Source organism: Lentzea albida (genome assembly GCF_900111005.1).
GTDB lineage: Bacteria > Actinomycetota > Actinomycetes > Mycobacteriales > Pseudonocardiaceae > Lentzea > Lentzea albida.
In genome coordinates this window covers 42577-59910 of sequence record NZ_FOFV01000022.1, presented here as the reverse complement: position 1 = coordinate 59910, position 17334 = coordinate 42577, and the positions used below count along the sequence as shown (strand labels likewise).

Genomic DNA, 17334 nt, shown 5'->3' with positions numbered 1-17334 from the left:
GCGAGTAGCCGAAGATCCCGCCGGGGTCGGCCCCCCCACAGGTGCTGGGTGATCGCCGGGTTGGTGTTCGTGTTGTCGCACAACGAGTAAAGCTCGTTGCGGCAGTACCAGCAGTTGCCGCAGGCGATGAACGAGCACACGACCACGCGGTCGCCCGGCCGGTGCTTGGTCACGCCCGGCCCGACCTCGACGACCTCGCCCATGAACTCGTGGCCGATCACGTCGCCCGCCTGCATGAACGGGATGTAGCCGGTGAGCAGGTGCAGGTCCGAGCCGCACACGGTGGTGAGGCCGACCTTGAGGATCATGTCCTGGTCGTTCAACAGCTTCGGGTCGGGGACGTCCTGCACGCGGACGTCGTTGATCCCCTCCCAGCACAGAGCCTTCACAGCCTGCCTCCTCCTGCCGCACGGCTCGTCACGAGCTGCAGCGCCTTGCCCATCGGTCCGGGATGGGTGGGCGCGGTGTCGGCCCGCACCACCTCGCCGGCTTCCAGCACCGACTTGGCCCGGCGCAACGCCACCCGGACGTCGTGCGCCGACGCCCCGGCGGCGGGCTTGGCCCTCAGTTCGGTGCCCTTGTCCCCCGAGGCGGGGGTGATCTGGAGTTCGACCTCTTCCCGCAACCGCGCCAGCTCCTGCGGCAGCGCGGCCTGCACCTCCTGCGGTGCGCGGTTCACCGTCACGACGAGCCACTGCCCGCCCGATCGGCCTGCTCCCGCGCGTCGCCGCCGCCTGGCCACCACCGCGGCGGTCGCCGCACCCGCTGCCAGCAAAGCCTTGCCTGCTGTGTTCATGATCCGCCCTCTCTAGGCGCACGAGGGCCGTGGATACCCCTGCCCGAGCGGGAAAACCGGATGCCACGAGATCGGTTGGACCAGATTCGCACGGGTATGACCCCACTACCGACACACCAGGGAGGTAAGCGATGGCCACGGGTGAAACCGGCTTCGACGACGTCAGCTACGACCTGATCTCCGTGCAGTACCACGCGCTCAAGGCGGGCCACGACTACGGCCAGTACGTCCGCGACGCCGACAACGCCGGCCGTCAGGACATCGCCGACTTCTTCCGCCGCGTCATGGAGGAGGACTCGGCGAGGGCCAAGCAGTGCCACGAGTACCTGAAGGACCTCTCGGGCTCGGGTGATTCCGGACCCGCCGTCAGCTGACCGCTCGCCGACGTCGTGCCGCGGCGCCCGTTTGTCCGGCAACGGCTCGGGTAGCCGGGCACGACCGAAGCGAGACCCTGCTCCCCACCTGGAGTTCTCATGTCCCGGACCGATCACGCGGTGCGGACACCCGTGCAGAAGGCGGCACTGGCGGTCAGCATCGTGTTCGTCCTCGTCGGCGTCGCCGGCTTCATCCCCGGCCTCACGACGAACTACGACACCCTGATGTTCGCAGGCCACGAGTCGCAGGCGATGTTGCTGGGCATCTTCATGGTGTCGATCCTGCACAACATCGTGCACCTGGCGTTCGGCGTCGTCGGGTTCCTCATGTCCCGCACGGCGCAGGGCGCGTACCGGTACCTGGTCGGCGGTGGCATCGTCTACCTGCTGCTGTGGCTGTACGGCCTGGTGATCGACCACGACAGCGACGCGAACTTCGTGCCGCTCAACACCGCGGACAACTGGCTGCACCTGCTGCTCGCGGTCGGCATGGCCGGACTCGGGTTCGCGCTCGGACGCGGCGCGCGCAACCGCAACCGGCACGTCTAGAGCGCAGCTCCCCCGGTGATGATCAGCAGGGCGACGTCGACGAGTGCCACGACGAGCAACGCGTTGAAGTTCGCCCGTGATCCGGCCTCGCGGCCGCGGATCCTGCCGATCACGAGGACCACGACCGACAACGGCACCGCCACCAGTCCCGCCGTCGTGACGGGACCCGGCGGGCCGAAGGCCAGGACCAGTCCGGTGATCACCGCCAGCGCGGATGCCACGCCCGCGCTGGCGGCCCCGCCGAGGCGGTGCGGCAGTCCGCGCACCCCGGTGGCGGCGTCGTCCTCCAGGTCCGGCAGGACGTTGGCGAAGTGCGCGGCACTGCCGAGCACGGCCGCGGCCACGACGAGCCAGGCCGGTGCCCAGTGACCGCCCGGACCGCCGAGCGTGACGAACGCGGGCAACAACCCGAACGAGACCGCGTACGGCACGACGGAGAACACCGTCGCCTTCACACCGAAGTCATAGGCCCACGCGGAAAGCAGCATCACGACGTGCACGAGCGTGGCGTCCACACCGGACAGCAGCGACAGCAGGACCGCTGCGACAGCCGCGACGATCGTGACGACGAGAACCAGTCGCCTGGACACGGCACCGGACGCGACCGGCTTGTCACGACGGCCGACGCGCGCGTCCCTGTCCGCGTCCAGCAGGTCGTTGAGCCATCCCACGGACAGCTGACCCGCCAGCACCGCGGCGGCGACGGCCACCAGACCGCCCGGCGACCTGCCGGTGGTCATGGCGAGAGCCGTGGCGACCGCGGTGACCGCGAGAGCAGGCAACGGATGACAGGAACGGGCGAGAGCTTCGGTGCGGCCCATGGGATTCCAGTCTGCCAGTCGCGGCGGATCACGCAGAACGATCTTGAGCCCAACGACCCCGAACTGTACGAGAGGCTCGCCGGCCAGTGGTGGCAGCCGCGCGGAGCGTTCGCCGTGCTGCACTGGCTCGCCGCCGCCCGCGCCCGGCTGGTCCCCGAGGCACGGCCGGGAGCCGTCCTGGTCGACCTGGGCTGCGGGGCGGGCCTGCTCGCACCGCACGTCACCGGCTACCGGCACCTCGGCGTCGACCGCTCGGAGTCCGCTCTGCGGCAGGCACGGGCGCACGGCGTCGAACCGATCTGCGCCGACGTGCTCGCCGTGCCGCTGCCCAGCGGGTGCGCGGACGTCGTCGTCGCCGGCGAGATCTTCGAGCACGTCCACGACCTCGCGGGCGCGGTCGCCGAAGCCTGCCGTCTGCTGCGGCCGGGCGGCCTGCTGGTGCTGGACTCGCTGGCCGACACCGCCCTGTGCCGCCTGGTGGCGATCGGCCTGGCGGAACGCGCCGGTCTGGCACCGCGCGGCGTGCACGACCCCGCCTTGCTCGTCGACCGCGCGCTCCTGGTCGGCGAATGCGCCCGGCGCGGTGTGCGCCTGCGGCTGCGGGGTATCCGCCCGGCACTGCTCGACCTGCTCACGTGGCCGGTGCGCCGCGGAACCCCCGTCCGCATGGTCCCGACCACGACCACGGCCGTGCTCTTCCAGGGCGCGGGCCGCAAGAAGGGATGAGCCTTGGACCTCCACCCCCTCGCCGAACGCCTGTCCAGCCGGGCTGCGCGGTACGACGCCTCCGGTGACTTCCCGCAGGAGGACTTCGACGACCTGCGCGAGGCCGGACTGCTCGGCCTGATGACGCCGCGGCACCTGGGCGGGTCCGGTGCGTCGTTCGCCGAGTACACCGACGTGGCGATCGAGCTCGGCAGTGGCGCGGGGGCGACCGCGTTGATCTTCAACATGCACGCGTCCGTCACCGGGGCCCTCGCCCAGACCCCGGACGAGCTGGTGCGGCAGTTCGGCGGCGCCGAGAGCTTCTTCGCCTTCCGCGACCGCGTGCTGAAGGCCGCGGCGGAAGGCGCCCTCTACGCCGTGGCGATGAGCGAACGAGGTGCCGGGTCCCGGCTGTCCCAAGTGCGGACCGCCTACGAGCGCACGGGTTCCGGCTTCCGCGTCACCGGCTCCAAGACGTTCGTCTCCGGCGCCGGGCACGCGGACGCGTACCTCGTCGCCGCGCGGGACAGCGGGTCGGAGGAGCCGAAGATCTCGTACTTCCTCGTCCCGGCCGGTCCGGGCGTGGACGTCCAGCAGACCTGGGACTCGCTCGGCATGCGCGCGACCGGGAGCCACGACCTGCACCTCGACGTCGAGGTGGGCGAGGACGCGCTCGTGGGCGGCATCGAGGGTGCCGCGCTGCTGCTGGCGCAGGTGATGCCCCAGTGGCTGGTCGCCTCCTACGCCGCCGTCTACGTCGGTGTCGCCCGCTCCGTGCTGCACCACGGCGTGCGGCACCTGACCGAGCGCGGGCTGCACACCCTCCCGATGGTCCGCGCTCGCCTCGGCCGCGCCGACGTGCAGGTGGCCGCGGCCGAGCTCGTGGTCCGCGAGGCCGCCCGGCGCGTGACCGGCGACCCCGGCAGCCCCGAGACGAACCGCTGGGTGTGGCGGGCCAAGCTGATCGCCGGGGACACGGCCGCGCAGGTCGCGTTCTCCGTGCTGGAGGCGGCGGGGGCCTCGGCCACCCGGCGGGGTCATCCGCTGGAACGGCTCTACCGCGACGCGCGGTGCGGCGCGCTGCAGCCCGCCACGTCCGACGTGTGCGCGGACTGGCTCGGCGCCGCCGCGCTGGGCGAGGACCCCGACGGGCAGGCCCGCTGGTGACCGCGCACATCGCCGCGATCGGCACCGCCCTGCCCCCGGTCGTCGAGCAGAAGACGTTGTGGGAAGAGCACTTCCGCCCTCTGTTGCAGGAGAGCAGGGCCGCCGAGCGGATCTTCGCGGCGGCCGGGGTGCGGCGGCGGCACGCCGTGGTCAGCCCGCTCGACTTCGACCTGTCGGAGTGCACGACCGGGGAGCGGATGCAGTTCTACAACCTCTTCGCGCGGCCGTTGGGCCATGAAGCCGTCGTTTCGGCGCTGTCCTCCGCCGGCCTGGAACCGGCGGACGTCGGCCAGCTGACCGTCGTGTCCTGCACCGGGTACACGGCGCCGGGGCTCGACGTGCAGCTGGCGGCGTCCCTGGAACTGGCCGAGGACGCACAAAGGCTGCAGGTGGGCCACATGGGGTGCTACGCCGCGCTTCCCGCACTGGCCACCGTCGCCGACCACGTCCGCGCGCACCGCCGTCCGGCCGTCCTGCTGTGCCTGGAGCTCACCTCGCTGCACGCACAGGAGTCCACAATGGACGCAGGCCAGATCGTGTCGCACGCGCTGTTCGGGGACGCGGCCACCGCGCTCGTCGTCCGGCCGGAGCCGGGCAGGCTGGAGGTCGTCGCCACGGGCGCGGTCACCGATCCGTCCACAGCGGACCACATGACGTGGACGGTGACCGACCACGGCTTCCGGATGACGCTGTCGCCGCAGGTGCCCGAGGTGCTGGGCAAGCACGTCCGGGACGCCGTCGAGCGCCTGCTGGGCGAGCACGGCCTCACCGTGCCGCAGGTGCGCGGGTGGGCCGTGCACCCCGGCGGCCCGCGCATCCTCGACACCGTGCAGCACGAGCTCGGCCTGCGGGCGGAGGCCCTGGAGCCGTCGCGGCACGTGCTGCGCGAGCACGGCAACTGTTCGTCGGCCACGGTCCTGATGGTCCTCGACGAGGTGCTGCGCGACACCGCGCTGCGGCCGGGTGATCCGGTGGTGGCGATGGCGTTCGGACCCGGCCTGACCCTCTACACCACGCTGTTCCGCGTCACCGGATCGCCGGCGTGACGCAGGCGTACCCGGCCGCGGGCCGGATACCCCGGTGTCATGGACACCGATGAACTGCGGAGGTTCGTCCTCGACCGGCTCGACGAGGACGAACGACGTCTGGCCGGCGAGGAGCTCCCGTTGCTCGACGACGCGGAGCGCCGCGGGAGGCTGCGCATCACCCGCACCGACGACGGCGCGGGACTCCTGCTGCTGCCCGGCCCGGCCCAGGCGGCCGACGAGCGGGAACTCGTGCCGTTCCCCGAGAAGGTGGGCCAGCTGAGGAGCGAGGTCGAGCAGACGGACGACGACACGGTGCTGCGGCTGCTCGCCGGGGCGTTCGACACGCACCACGACTGGCAGGAGGAGCGGCGATGACGACGCCCGAGCCCGACCGCGTGACGGCGGAGAGCGAACTGGAGGACGCGGACATCGGTGCCGAGCACACGCGTCCCACCCTGGCCGACGAGAACCCGGGCGGGCCGCACCGGGGACGCGACGAGTCCGAACCGGACGGACGCGGTGGGGACGGCGGGATGGATCCCGCTCCGTAAGGTGCTGGAAGGATTCCTCACGCCTGGCAGGCCTCGCCTGTCAGGCGTCCTCCGCCCGCACGACGAGTCCGCGCACGGTGAGCACCGTCGACTCCGGGCTCTCCGGCAGCACGAACTCGACGTCCGCCGGGTCACCTCCGACGCACAGCGGTTCCCGTGCGGCCAGGCGGATCTCACCGCCGGGCTGGGTCACCGTGGCCGCGTCCCGCTCCAGCACGACGGTCCCGCCGTCCTCGGCACCACCCGCGTCCGGCAGCTCGGCGACCAGCCGCAGACCCGCGTCGTCGTACTCGCCGGCGAAGTCGAGGACCATCGGCTTGGACCGCAGCGTCACTTCGACACCTGCTGCGTGACAACGAGTTCGGCTCATGCGCGAGCGGTACCCGCCCGCTCTGGGACGAAAACACGGGGTGCCGGAAGTGCTCAGACCATGACCTCCCGCAGGACCCGCAGCACGTTCTCGCCCAGCACCTTGCGGATGTCTGCCTCCGCGAACCCGCGCCTCACCAGCGCGTCGGTGATCTTCGGCAGGTCCGACGGGCGGGAGACCTCGGCGTGCGCGGTCGTGGCCTCGAAGCCCGGCGGGAGCATCCAGCCGCCGTAGACCTGCTGGTAGTAGTCGTCGATGAAGTCGGGACCGAGGCCGACGTGGTCGATGCCCGCCACCTCGGCGATCCGCTCGACGTGGTCGGCGACGCGGTCGGCCGTGGGGTTCTGGGCGTCGATGAAGAACGGGACGGCCGCCGCCACGCCGATGACGCCGCCGAGGTCGGCGATCTGCTTGATGTGGTCGTCGTGGAGGTTGCGGTGGATGTCGGTGATGCCGAGGCAGGCCGAGTGGGTCGCGAGGAACGGCCTGGTGGCGAGTTCCAGCACGTGGTCGACGCCGCCGAGGCCGAGGTGGCTGATGTCGAAGACGATGCCCAGCTCCTCCATCTCCCGCAGCGCCTCGATGCCCTGCGGGGTGAGGCGGCTGCGCGAGGTCGCGTCGAGGCCGCTGCCGTCGGCGAGGAACGTGCGGCCGAAGTGGGCGAGGGAGATGACCCGGACGCCCACCCGGTGCAGGGTGCGGACAAGCGCGACGTCCTGGCCGATGCCGTGCGCTCCCTCCAGCGCGATGACGAGGGCGATCCTGCCGGCGGCGACGGCCGCGTCGATCTCGGCGCCGGTCACGCAGACCGCGACGTCCTCGCTGTGCTCGGCGGCGAGGCGGTGGATGCGCTCGACGAGCAGCAGCGTGCGCCGCAGACCACCCTCTGACTGGAAGGCCTCTTCGAGGCAGATGGGCAGGATCTGGACGTCGACTCCTCCCGCCCGCAGCTCGGGGAGCCAGAACTCCCGGAAGTGACCGGGCTTGGCGCGCTGGTCGAAGTGGTCGACCAGCAGGATGAGGTCGTTGTGGCAGTCCACCACCACGGCGTCCTGGTGCAGAGACATGGTCATCCTGTGGGGTTGCGGGGCCGAGATGGTCGTCGAGTCTAGGTGCCGCCACTTCCGCACGAACGCGCGAAACGTCGCTCCCCGCGGCGGATCCGTGCGACATCGGTCGCGTCAGATGTCGCCGAGCAGTCTCGCCGCCTTGATGCCGAGGTGGAGGACGAGGCGGCGCTCACCGTCGCTCAGGTCGAAGCCGGTGAGCTGCTCGATGCGGCGGAGCCGGTGGTAGATCGTCGCGCGGTGCACGTTGAGGCGCTCGGCGACCGCGCGGGAGTCGCCCGCGCGGTCGAGGAAGGTCTCGGCGGTGACGAGGAGCGCGGGATCGGCGTCGACGAGCGCGGTGATCGCCTGCTCGACCCCCATGCTGCGGAGCTGCTCGCGCGGCTGGGCGACCAGCAGCGCGTAGATCCCCAGCGCGTCGTGGCGGGCGACGGGCCGGAACACCGGGATGACGTCGGCGACCCTGATCGCGTCGAGGGCCTGCTGGTACGAGGTGGCGACGTCGGTCAGCCGCACCGTCGGGCGGCCCACGCCGGCGACGACGGCCCGCCACCGGTCGGCGCGCCCGAGCCTCTGCACCGCCGACGAGCACAGTTCGTCGGCGAGCCGCGGGACCCGGTCCATCGCGCGTTGCGTGGCGACGAACAGCCCGTGGCCGGGGCGGACCAGGTACATGCTCTCGCGGAACGGCATCGTGTGGGCCGCCGCGCGCAGAGCCGCTCCCAGCGCGAGGCGGTCGCCCTCGTCGACGTCCTGACCGGCCACCGGCAGTGGCGCGACGACGATGGCGACGACACCCCCGCGTGCCGCGAAGAGGCCCGATTCGACGAGCCCGTCCGCGGCGAGGGTGCGCGCGACGTGGTCGTCCGACATCAGGTCGCGGAGGAACTCGCCGACGCGGGCGTCGTGCAGCTCGCCCAACGCCCGTTCGCGGAACAGCACTTCCGCGGCCTCGTCGGCCGCGACACCGGCGAGGGCCAGCCCGGCGTCGTCCACCGGTTCGTCAGCGTCGATGAGCCACAGGTAGCCGAACTGGACGCCCTGGAACCGGATCGGGATCGCGACCCGCGGGAGCAGGTCGAACTCGTCGGTCGTGGGCAGCCGCACCGGTCCGTCGGCGCGCTGGAGCCGGAGCTTCCGCAGCCACGCGACGGCCTCGGGCGGCGCCTCCCTGGTCAGCACGACCCGTGCGCGCATGTCGTCGATCGGACCGGCCTGCGCGCTGTAGGCGAGCAGCCGGAAGTGGACGTCGTCGACCGCGACCGCCCGGCCGAGCTGCCGGGCGAGCGTGTCCACCACCCGCTGCAGGTCCTCGCTCACGGTGCCGCGTTCCGACGCATCGCCACGCCTCTCGTCATCAGCCCGATGGTAGGGACAACAGGGGGTGCTTCAACGCGACAGCAGTCACTCTATGGCTGCTTTCGGTTCGACACCTGTCGAGTGGGTGCACGAACGCCCCGTTGTGGGTAGCCGGAAGTCATGAGCAAGATCAGTGCAACGGACCTGTTGCTCGACGGGTTCGACAGGGTCCAGCAGGCGGTGGCGGAGGTCGTGGACGGCCTGTCCCCCGACGACCTGGCGCACCGGGTCGACGGCTCGGCGAACTCGATCGCCTGGCTCGTCTGGCACCTCACCCGCGTGCAGGACGACCACGTCGCCGACCTCGCGGGCACCGACCAGGCCTGGACCGCCGACGGCTGGGCGGACCGGTTCGACCTGCCGCTGCCCCGCGGCGACACCGGCTACGGCCACGGCGACGAGCAGGTCGCGGCCGTGCGGGCGTCGACTGACCTGCTGCTCGGCTACCACCGGGCCGTCCACGAACGCACCCGGGCCTACCTGCGTGAACTGGACGTCGACGACCTCTCGACGGTGATCGACGAGTCGTGGGACCCGCCGGTGACCCGCGCGGTGCGCCTCGTCAGCGTGCTCGAGGACGACCTGCAGCACGTCGGGCAGGCCGCCTTCGTCCGGGGGCTGCGGGAACGCGAGCTTTAGCTAGGGCTGCGGCCGGGCACCGGGCCCGGGTTCCGCGCGGATGTCGCCGATGCTGTCGACGCGGTGGCCCTCGCCGCAGCGGATCTCGGTGCGGATCGGCGCGCCGCACTCGCGGTGCGACAGCGCCACGGTGGGTCCCGCCGGGCTCGGCAGCCAGCGGTCGGCCCAGGTGAGCAGGCTGATGATGGCCGCGGCGAGGTCACGTCCCTTGTCGGTGAGCCGGTACTCGTGACGGCCGCGGGAGCCGGTGTCGTGGTAGGCGACCCTGACGAGGATGCCCTGACCGGTCAGCTCCCGCAGGCGCGCCGACAGCACGCCGCGCGTCATGCCGGTGTGGCGCAGGAAGTCGTCGAAGCGCCGCGTGCCGTAGAAGGCCTCCCGCACGATCTGCCCGGCGCTGCGCGGCACGAGCACGTCCAGCGCGCGTTGCGCGGAGTCCGGTTCCAGCTGCCAGGCCTCGCGCCTCCACCGCAACTCGTGCGCGTCGTCCGCAGGTGGCCTGGCGGTCGGCTCCGGCACGCCTTTGTGCTGCATGCGCGCACTCTGTCACATGTTCCCAGCACCCCGGCGGAGGCCGTGCGGGAGACGTCCCCGCGATGGGCTACCGTGCTGAGTATGGTTGACAGTACTCAGCCGGTGCGGCGGTTCGTGGCGCTGGGCGACAGCGTCACGGAGGGGGTCGGCGATCCCCGCCGGGACGGCAGCCTGCGCGGCTGGGCCGACGTGCTGGCCGGCGAGCTCGCCCACGCCTGGCCGGGTCTCGAGTACGACAACCTCGCCGTCCGCGGATGGCGCACCCGGCACGTGCTGGAGCACCAGCTCGAGCCCGCGCTGCGGAGCAAGCCCGACCTCGTCAGCGTCGTGGCGGGCGCCAACGACGCGTTCGACCGCGACGGCTTCGACGGTCCCGCCGTCGGCAAGGCGCTCACCCACGCCGTCGCCGCCCTGCGCGACAGCGGCGCCCGCGTGATCATGGCGACCCTGCCCGACGTCACGCGGCGCTGGCCCGGTCCCCCGGCCCGGCACCAGGCGACGCGCTCGCGCCTGCAGCACGTCAACGACCTGGTGCGCACGATCGCCGCCCAGTACGAGGCGGTCATGCACGACCTCTGGCACGACGAGCGCACCCACGCGCCGCGCATGTGGTCGATCGACCGCGTGCACCCCGGCACCCACGGCCACGCCGGCATCGCCCACACGTTCGCCGAGCTCCTCCTCGGCCGCGCCCGCACGCCCTGGACCGCCGCCGGACCACCGGTCGGCGCGGCGCAGCGGATGGCCGAGATCCGCTCGCTGTGCACGATCGTCCGGACCGACTTCCGCCGCAGCCTGCCGAGTCAGCTCCCGCGCGGCCGGTGGGACACCGCGGTGAACGCACCGGGTCAGTCGCTCTGAGCGCTCAGGACGCGACCGGGCACGCCGCGCCGATGACTCCACCCCGCGCAGAGCTTCCGCGAGCAGGTCGCTCGCATGGCGCCGAGCACCCGCGCGCCGCCCCGGTCAGGCGCTGATCAGTCGCCGGACCCGCGAACCGACTCGACGGCGGCGTCGACGGTCTCGGCGAGCGGGAGGACCTCGCTCAACCCGCTGATGAAGAGCGGGTGCTGAGCGGCGTTGTCCTGCGCCACGATCGCGAACCCGATGCCGTCGTTCTGGGCCCGGCCGTGCAGCTTCAGCAGCATCGACAACCCGGCCGAACTCAGGAACGACACGGCGAGGTCGACCACGAGGGCGGCCGGCTGCTTGTCCAGGAGCTCGGTCAGGGCGGTACCCGCGGCGTCGACGGTGGCCGCGTCGAGCTCCCCGGTGACCGTGGCGACGAGCACCCCGTCCCGATCGGCGGTCTGCACATCCGCCGCAGTGCCTTCGGCTGGCTCGACCGTCATCGTGCACCCCGCAGACGCATCACTACCGAATCCTCCAACGCACTTCGTCACCACGCGTACATCCGGACGTTACGCTGCGCTTACACGATCCTCAACTCGGTTGCGTTCGCGCTCGCGCCGCGGAGGTGACATACCCCGCGAACAGAGCTTTCACGCCGTCGATCCGACATCCGGGTGACACTCCAGACGCCGACGATTGATTCCCACATTCCGGGAGCGCTCCCAGACTCGCTGGTCTTTCCGGCAGCACCGTGGACCGATTCGCTCCGGGCGGTCATCGGGCTCGCCAGGTATGCGATTCCAGCATCACCGCTGTTCAGGCGCCCAACTCTCACCGCAGACCGGCGAGCGCGTGCGTCAGCCACGACACGGAGCTTGACACGTCGCGCAGGGCGATATGAGACTCCCCAACCTGGGAACGCTCCCAGCTCTACCGCCGCCGCTAGAGGAGTTCTCACGTGCGTCCCCGCCACTGGGTCAGAGTGGTGGTCTGTGTCGTCGTCTCCACCGTCGTCGCCGCCTGCGGCGCGGGAGGAGCGGCGAACCGGACCGCCGACGGCAGAACCGAGCTGACCGTCGCCACGTTCAACGAGTTCGGCTACGAGGAGTTGTTCCGGGAGTACGAGGCCGCCCACCCGGACGTCAAGATCACGCCCCGCAAGACGGGCCAGGGCGCCCCGCACCACCAGAACCTCTTCACGAAGCTGGGCGCGGGGTCGGGTCTCGCCGACGTCGAGGCCGTCGAAGAGGGTTACCTGAGCCAGGTCATGGCCAGGTCCGACCAGTTCCACGACCTGCTGGAGATCGGTCCGAAGGCCGTGACGCCGGACCGCTGGCTCCGGTGGAAGGTCGAGGCCGCGACCACCAGGAACGGCCGGCTGATCGGCTACGGCACGGACATCGGCCCGCTCGCCCTGTGCTACCGCAAGGACCTCTTCGCCGAAGCCGGTCTGCCGTCCGAACCCGACGACGTCCGGCAGCTCTTCGCCACCTGGGACAGCTACTTCGCCGCGGGTGACAGGTTCGTCGCCGCCGTCTCCGGTGTCGCCTGGTTCGACAGCGCGGCGCAGATCTTCAACGCCATGCACAACCAGCACGACGTCGGCTACTTCGACACCTCCGACACGCTCGTCGTCGAGTCCAACCCGGACATCCGCAACGACTGGAACGCCGTCACCAACGCCGTGGCGAGAGGGCAGTCGGCGAAGCTCACGGCCTTCAGCAACGAGTGGAACACCGGCTTCAAGCTCGGCAGGTTCGCCACCACGACGTGCCCGTCGTGGATGCTCGGCGTCATCGAGACCCAGGCGGGGCCGGAGAACGCCGGCAAGTGGGCCGTCACCGACGCGTTCCCCGACGGCGGCGGCAACTGGGGCGGCTCGTACCTGACCGTGCCGAAGCAGAGCCGCAACGCCGGCAAGGCCGCCGAGCTCGCCGCCTGGCTGACCGCGCCCGAACAGCAGATCAAGGCCTTCCAGGCGAGAGGAACCTTCCCCAGCCAGATCGACGCGCTGGAGAACCGGGCCCTGCTGGAGCAGGTCAACACCTACTTCGACAACGTCAAGGCGGGCGCCCTGTTCGCCGCGCAGGTGCAGAAGGTCAAGGCCGCGCAGCACAAGGGGCCCGCCGACGGGCAGATCCAGGAGGACGCGTTCGGCCCGGCGCTGCGGTCCGTCGAACAGGGCAAGAACGCGAACGACGCCTGGGGCACGGCGGTGAAGGAGGCGAAGAAGATCGCCGGATGAGCGACACGCCACGACCGGCTCGTCCGGAGGGCACAGCGCTCGGATCGCACGTGTTCACGGCGAAGTGAACACGTGCGTCACAACGCCCCCAGTTCGGCGCACAGGTGCTTGCGCACGAGCTCGACCTGCTGCTGGTGCCCGGGACCGGAGTACCCGCGCGGCGTGCCCTCGACGAGCATGACCAGGTAGAGGTAGCTGCGGTACATCGCCAGCCGCAGCCGCGCGCTCCGCGTGAACGGCCCGGCGCCGTAACCGGACAGAAAGGCCCGGTCGCGTTCGATGTCGTCGAACAGCGCGAGCGACACGAACTCGGCGAGCGGGTCGCCCCAGAACGCGCGCTCCCCGTCGATCAGGCCCGTCACCCGGCCGTCGTGGACGAGGACGTTGCCGTCCCACAGGTCGAAGTGCACGAGAACGGGACGGGACACCTCGTCCAGCAGTGCGGCGTGCGAGCGCATGCGGCCCGCGACGTCGTCGACCGGCAGCGCCACGGCGAACCTCGCGGCGTCCGCCAGCACACCGTCCACCATGGACAGGAACGCCTCGCGCCAGGTGCGGGCCAGCCCGAGTTGCGGGTAGCCGTAGCCGGTGCCGGTGACCTCGTGCAGACCGGCGACGACCCGGCCGAGGCCGGTCCGCAGCGCGGCCGCCTCCGCCGGTGTGGTCGTGGCAGCGCGTGCCGCGAGGGTGTCGCCCTGGATCTCCGTCATCAGCAGGAGGTCGGCCGGGACGGTGGTGCGGCCGAAGTCGGCGTGCACCACCTCGGGTACCGGCGCGCGCCCTCCTGCCGCCCGGTAGAAGGCGGTCTCGGTCCGCATGAGGCCGCGCTCGTGGGTGAGGCCCGGTGCGTCCGGGTGCGGTGCCACCTTCAGCACCAGGCCCGGACCGCCGGCCCGCCTGATCCGGTAGGCGGTGTTGTAGGTGCCCTCGGTCAGCTCCACCCAGCCGGTCGCGGTGACGGGGTCGACGCCCGCCTCGCTCAGCACGCGGCGCATCGTGTCGTCGTCCAGCTCGAGCCGGTGCTCGTTGTGCATTGAATCCCCCGGAAACCGTCACTTCAGCAGGAACGCGTCGATGACAGTCTGGGTGACGGAGTTGCCGGCGGTGTCCCTGGCCGACGCCTTGAGCGACACCGAGACGGCGCCCCGGGGATGGCTCAGGACGGCGGCCCACCTGCCGTTGCCGCCCACCAGCGGGGCGGCTCGCCACGTCGCTCCCCGGTCGTACGACACCTGCACGCCCGTGGGGCGGGCGGCGATGCCGGTGTTGTGGCTGACCGACAGGGGCACGACCGCCGAGAGCCTGCTCGCGCGGTTGTGGCCGTCCACGGCGGGTGTGAACTTCACGGCCATCAGCGGCAGCGGCCGGGCCGGGCCCTCGGCGACCGTGTCGGAGGTGAAGGTCCAGTCGGCGACGACCTCGCTGGTCAGCGTGCGGTCCCTGGTCGCCTCGGTGTGCAACCGGTAGGTGGCCGGGCCGGAGCCAGCCGCGAACAGACCGCTGGTGCTCGGGATCCTGCCGATCTCGACGCCGTCCCGGTAGAGCGTGGAGCTGCCGGTGTGCGCGGAGAACCCCTCGCGGTCGCGGCCGGAGTCGGCGAAGAGCGGGATCTGGAAGACCATCGTGTCGGTCGACCGGCTGGCGTACCGGGTCGGCCTGCCCGGGTTCGAGGGCAGGTCGGGGCCGAACACCGCCAGGTTGAACGAGTCGGTGGCGGTCCTGCCCCGCGGGAAGCTCGTCGGCGCGCTGGAGAACAGGCGCGACCGGTACTCCCCCGCCGCCGTCATCTCCGAGAAGTCGTTGAACCACGGCGTTTCCGGCGAGTAGAGCTCCTCCAGGACGTACGGCAACGGCTTGGTGATCATGCCTTCCCGGGTGCCCGTGGTCCCGGACGTCGTGGCGCCGTGCGTGGTGCGGACCTTCACCAGGTCCTTGTCCCGCAACCGGAGCACGGGATCCACCGGCATGCGGCCGTCGACGTCACCCCGCACGTTGTACAGGTACGGGCTGGCGTCGAAGCTCCCGGTGGCGTCCTTCTCGGCGAACCTGCCGCCGACCGAGTAGCGGAACCGACCGGGTGCCGAGGTCTTCGACGGGCTGACGAGGACGTCGCCGTACTCGGGAGGGCTGATCGTCGTGCGCAGGTGGTCCTTGCCTCCGTAGGAGGTCGAGCGGGAGAACTCCACGAACTTCTGGCCCGCCTTGGCGCCGCGCCGGTCGAGGACGAGGCCCGCGGGCCTGCCCTGCCGGGCGTCGACGGTGATCGTGGTGGCGGCGCCGAGGTCCACGTCGGGCTCGACGGCCACCGCAAGTCGGTCCGATGTGGACACCTGCGATTCGAAGTAGTAGTGCCCCTTGGGTGCGCGGACCGTCAGCGAACCCGAGGATTCGTACGGCACGCGGGACTCCGGCTTGCTCAGGTCGACGAGCCGGAACGCGTAGTCGGGGGTGGGCTTGCCGTCCGTGCCGAGGACGTTCACCTTGAGGTCGTAGCTCTCCACTTCCCGGGTCACGGTGATGGGCGTGCGCAGGTCCCCGGCCGTGACCACACCGCTGTAGATCCCGTCGGCGCCGCCGGCCTTCGTGTCGGTGGTGACGGTCGCCTGGGCGGACGCGCCGGGAGCGATCGTCAGGGTCGCGGGGGCGACGGTGAACATCCCCGCCGGAGCGGCCTTGCCGTTGGGGTCTTCGACCTCCGTCGCGAGGGCCAGGGTCACGGGTGACGTGCCGGAGTTGTGGTAGGTCACCGCTGTGGTGACCGGGACGTCGTCGGTGTGCGGCCACTGCACGACACCGTTGTTGATGCTCGCCACGGACGCGTGCACGGACGTCGTCACCGCCTTGGCGACGTCGACCCGCCCGGCGCCCTGTTCGAACGCGGTCAGCGCGGGGTTCGGCTTCGCGGTGCCCATCAGGGCCGCCTTGAGCTGCGGTGCCTTCCACTCCGGGTGCCGGCCGGCCAGGATCGCGGCGGCGCCGGCCACGTGCGGGGTCGCCATGGACGTGCCGGACAGCGCGACGTGGTCCTCCCCCACCGGCGGTTCCAGCCGGCTGATGAGGCTGTCCCGCGCCAGCGCGGCGACGATGTCCACGCCCGGTGCGGTGATGTCCGGCTTGATGGCGTTGTCGCGCAGTCGTGGGCCGCGGCTCGAGAAGCCGGCGAGCGCGTCGGTGTGGTCGACGGCGCCGACGGTGAGCGCGGCGTCCGCGGCCGCCGGCGAGCCCGGCGTGCGTCCGCTGTTGCCCGAGGCGATCACGAACAGGGCGCCCGTCCGCGCGGTGAGCTCGTTCACCGCCTGCGACAGCGGATCGGTGCCGTCGCTGGGGGCGTCGCCGCCCAGGCTCATGTTGATCACTTGGGCACCGCCGGCCGCGGCCCACTCCATCCCGGCGATGATCCCGGACTCCGTGCCGCTGCCCGCGTCGTTGAGGACCTTGCCGACGAGCAGCCTCGTGTCGGGCGCGACGCCCTGGTACTTCGGGTGGCCGCCCGTGACGATCGACGCGACGTGCGTGCCGTGGCCGTGCTTGTCCGCGGTCCCGCTCGCGCTGCCGGTGAAGTCCTTCGCCTCGGTCACGGCGTCGGCGAGGTCGGGGTGGGTGGCCTGGATCCCGGTGTCGAGCACCGCGACCGTGGTGCCCTTGCCGGTGTGGCCAGCCTGCCAGGCGGCCGGAGCGCCGATCTGCGGCACGCTCCTGTCGAGCAGGGCGTGCACGGGGCCGTCGAGCCAGATCCTGGTGGCGTCGCGGGTGTTCCAGAACGCCGTGTCCTTGACCGCGAGCACGGCCGCGCCACCGATGCTCGGCAACGCGCGGACCGTGCGCGCGTTGAGGTTGCCTGGCCGGGTGACGATCAACGGGATGTCGCCGCGTTCGGCGTCGCCGTAGCCGCTGTCGAGGAGCCGGGTGACGTTGAACAGCCGGGGGTCGAGCCGTCCGTCCCGAAGCGGGCCGAGCGCGTCGAACGGCGTGACGCTGACGTCGCCGTTGACGTCGGTGCGGGTCAGGAAGCCGACGTGCTCCCTGCCCTCGGCCGCGCGCACGACGGCGTGCCCGGTCGCGGTGAGCACCACCTGGTCGCCGGTGACCAGCGTGATCGTGCGCCCCTGGCCGGTCGGCGAGGCGACCGGCCCGGCGTTCGCGTGCGCCACCGGCCCGACGAGACCCGCCGCCGCGACCACGACGACCGCGGCGGACCGCCTCCACCTGTTGCTCATGCTCCCCCTCTGGAGATCTCCGGCGCCCACACAGAGATCTACTGGCTCCGCTGGTGGTTT

The 17334-nt window shown here is 71.8% G+C and carries 19 protein-coding genes and 1 pseudogene; 10 read left to right on the top strand and 10 right to left on the bottom strand.

Annotated elements, in window-relative coordinates; genetic code table 11:
• Nucleotides 1-125: 125 nt before the first annotated feature.
• Nucleotides 126-308: pseudogene (locus BMY74_RS46440) on the bottom strand (alcohol dehydrogenase catalytic domain-containing protein); the annotation flags it as partial.
• A 77-nt stretch (nt 309-385) separates the two neighbouring features.
• Complete coding sequence (locus tag BMY74_RS38000) at nt 386-796, bottom strand: hypothetical protein (protein ID WP_089925133.1); 411 nt, start codon at nt 794-796, stop codon at nt 386-388.
• Between the two features lie 131 nt (nt 797-927).
• Between BMY74_RS38000 and BMY74_RS37995 the strand changes: the two genes are divergently transcribed.
• Together BMY74_RS37995 and BMY74_RS37990 are read left to right on the top strand one after the other, a co-directional pair.
• On the top strand, nt 928-1170 hold the full coding sequence (locus BMY74_RS37995; RefSeq protein ID WP_089925130.1) for an acyl carrier protein: 243 nt from the start codon (nt 928-930) through the stop codon (nt 1168-1170).
• Nucleotides 1171-1269: 99 nt separating this feature from the next.
• Complete coding sequence (locus tag BMY74_RS37990; RefSeq protein WP_089925126.1) at nt 1270-1719, top strand: DUF4383 domain-containing protein; 450 nt, start codon at nt 1270-1272, stop codon at nt 1717-1719.
• Here the strand turns inward: BMY74_RS37990 and BMY74_RS37985 are convergent.
• A complete protein-coding gene (locus BMY74_RS37985) occupies nt 1716-2501 on the bottom strand; it encodes a UbiA family prenyltransferase (RefSeq protein WP_245786595.1) in 786 nt (261 codons plus the stop codon). The genes BMY74_RS37990 and BMY74_RS37985 overlap by 4 nt on opposite strands.
• A 3-nt stretch (nt 2502-2504) precedes the next feature.
• On the opposite strand from BMY74_RS37985, the gene BMY74_RS37980 reads away from it, so the two are divergent.
• From BMY74_RS37980 to BMY74_RS37960, 5 genes are read left to right on the top strand one after another with little or no spacing between them, the layout of a single operon-like run.
• Nucleotides 2505-3266, top strand: a complete 762-nt coding sequence (locus tag BMY74_RS37980; RefSeq protein ID WP_089925335.1) for a methyltransferase domain-containing protein — start codon at nt 2505-2507, stop codon at nt 3264-3266.
• A gap of 3 nt (nt 3267-3269) precedes the next feature.
• Nucleotides 3270-4412: an acyl-CoA dehydrogenase family protein gene (locus BMY74_RS37975; protein ID WP_218159886.1), complete on the top strand. Its 1143-nt coding sequence runs from the start codon at nt 3270-3272 to the stop codon at nt 4410-4412.
• Nucleotides 4409-5458 (top strand): type III polyketide synthase, encoded by a 1050-nt coding sequence (locus BMY74_RS37970; protein ID WP_089925123.1) that lies wholly within the window; start codon nt 4409-4411, stop codon nt 5456-5458. Before BMY74_RS37975 ends, BMY74_RS37970 begins: the two co-directional genes overlap by 4 nt.
• 39 nt (nt 5459-5497) lie before the next feature.
• Nucleotides 5498-5815: a hypothetical protein gene (locus BMY74_RS37965; RefSeq protein WP_089925120.1), complete on the top strand. Its 318-nt coding sequence runs from the start codon at nt 5498-5500 to the stop codon at nt 5813-5815.
• The gene (locus BMY74_RS37960; protein ID WP_089925116.1) at nt 5812-5991 is read left to right on the top strand and encodes a hypothetical protein; all 180 of its coding nucleotides are present in this window, start codon (nt 5812-5814) and stop codon (nt 5989-5991) included. Before BMY74_RS37965 ends, BMY74_RS37960 begins: the two co-directional genes overlap by 4 nt.
• Before the next feature lie 40 nt (nt 5992-6031).
• Here BMY74_RS37960 and BMY74_RS37955 read toward each other — a convergent pair whose 3' ends face one another.
• From BMY74_RS37955 to BMY74_RS37945, 3 genes are all read right to left on the bottom strand, one after another.
• A complete protein-coding gene (locus BMY74_RS37955) occupies nt 6032-6325 on the bottom strand; it encodes a hypothetical protein (protein ID WP_089925113.1) in 294 nt (97 codons plus the stop codon).
• 89 nt (nt 6326-6414) lie between these two features.
• Entirely contained in the window at nt 6415-7428 is a 1014-nt protein-coding gene (locus BMY74_RS37950; RefSeq protein ID WP_218159885.1) for a dipeptidase, read from the bottom strand.
• A gap of 114 nt (nt 7429-7542) precedes the next feature.
• Nucleotides 7543-8748, bottom strand: a complete 1206-nt coding sequence (locus BMY74_RS37945; RefSeq protein WP_089925107.1) for a PucR family transcriptional regulator — start codon at nt 8746-8748, stop codon at nt 7543-7545.
• Between the two features lie 168 nt (nt 8749-8916).
• Between BMY74_RS37945 and BMY74_RS37940 the strand changes: the two genes are divergently transcribed.
• The gene (locus tag BMY74_RS37940; protein ID WP_281245041.1) at nt 8917-9426 is read left to right on the top strand and encodes a mycothiol transferase; all 510 of its coding nucleotides are present in this window, start codon (nt 8917-8919) and stop codon (nt 9424-9426) included.
• On the opposite strand, the gene BMY74_RS37935 is transcribed toward BMY74_RS37940, so the two are convergent.
• Nucleotides 9427-9960 carry a winged helix-turn-helix transcriptional regulator gene (locus BMY74_RS37935; protein WP_089925104.1) on the bottom strand — a complete coding sequence of 178 codons (534 nt, stop codon included), beginning with the start codon at nt 9958-9960 and terminating at the stop codon, nt 9427-9429.
• 81 nt (nt 9961-10041) lie between these two features.
• Between BMY74_RS37935 and BMY74_RS37930 the strand changes: the two genes are divergently transcribed.
• Nucleotides 10042-10821: an SGNH/GDSL hydrolase family protein gene (locus BMY74_RS37930; RefSeq protein WP_089925101.1), complete on the top strand. Its 780-nt coding sequence runs from the start codon at nt 10042-10044 to the stop codon at nt 10819-10821.
• A gap of 116 nt (nt 10822-10937) precedes the next feature.
• Here BMY74_RS37930 and BMY74_RS37925 read toward each other — a convergent pair whose 3' ends face one another.
• Nucleotides 10938-11312: an STAS domain-containing protein gene (locus BMY74_RS37925; RefSeq protein WP_089925098.1), complete on the bottom strand. Its 375-nt coding sequence runs from the start codon at nt 11310-11312 to the stop codon at nt 10938-10940.
• A 458-nt stretch (nt 11313-11770) separates the two neighbouring features.
• Between BMY74_RS37925 and BMY74_RS37920 the strand changes: the two genes are divergently transcribed.
• A complete protein-coding gene (locus BMY74_RS37920; protein WP_245786594.1) occupies nt 11771-13057 on the top strand; it encodes an ABC transporter substrate-binding protein in 1287 nt (428 codons plus the stop codon).
• A 77-nt stretch (nt 13058-13134) separates the two neighbouring features.
• Here BMY74_RS37920 and BMY74_RS37915 read toward each other — a convergent pair whose 3' ends face one another.
• Together BMY74_RS37915 and BMY74_RS37910 are read right to left on the bottom strand one after the other, a co-directional pair.
• On the bottom strand, nt 13135-14091 hold the full coding sequence (locus BMY74_RS37915; RefSeq protein WP_245786593.1) for a phosphotransferase family protein: 957 nt from the start codon (nt 14089-14091) through the stop codon (nt 13135-13137).
• Between the two features lie 18 nt (nt 14092-14109).
• Nucleotides 14110-17274, bottom strand: a complete 3165-nt coding sequence (locus BMY74_RS37910) for a S8 family peptidase (protein ID WP_089925089.1) — start codon at nt 17272-17274, stop codon at nt 14110-14112.
• Nucleotides 17275-17334: the final 60 nt, after the last annotated feature.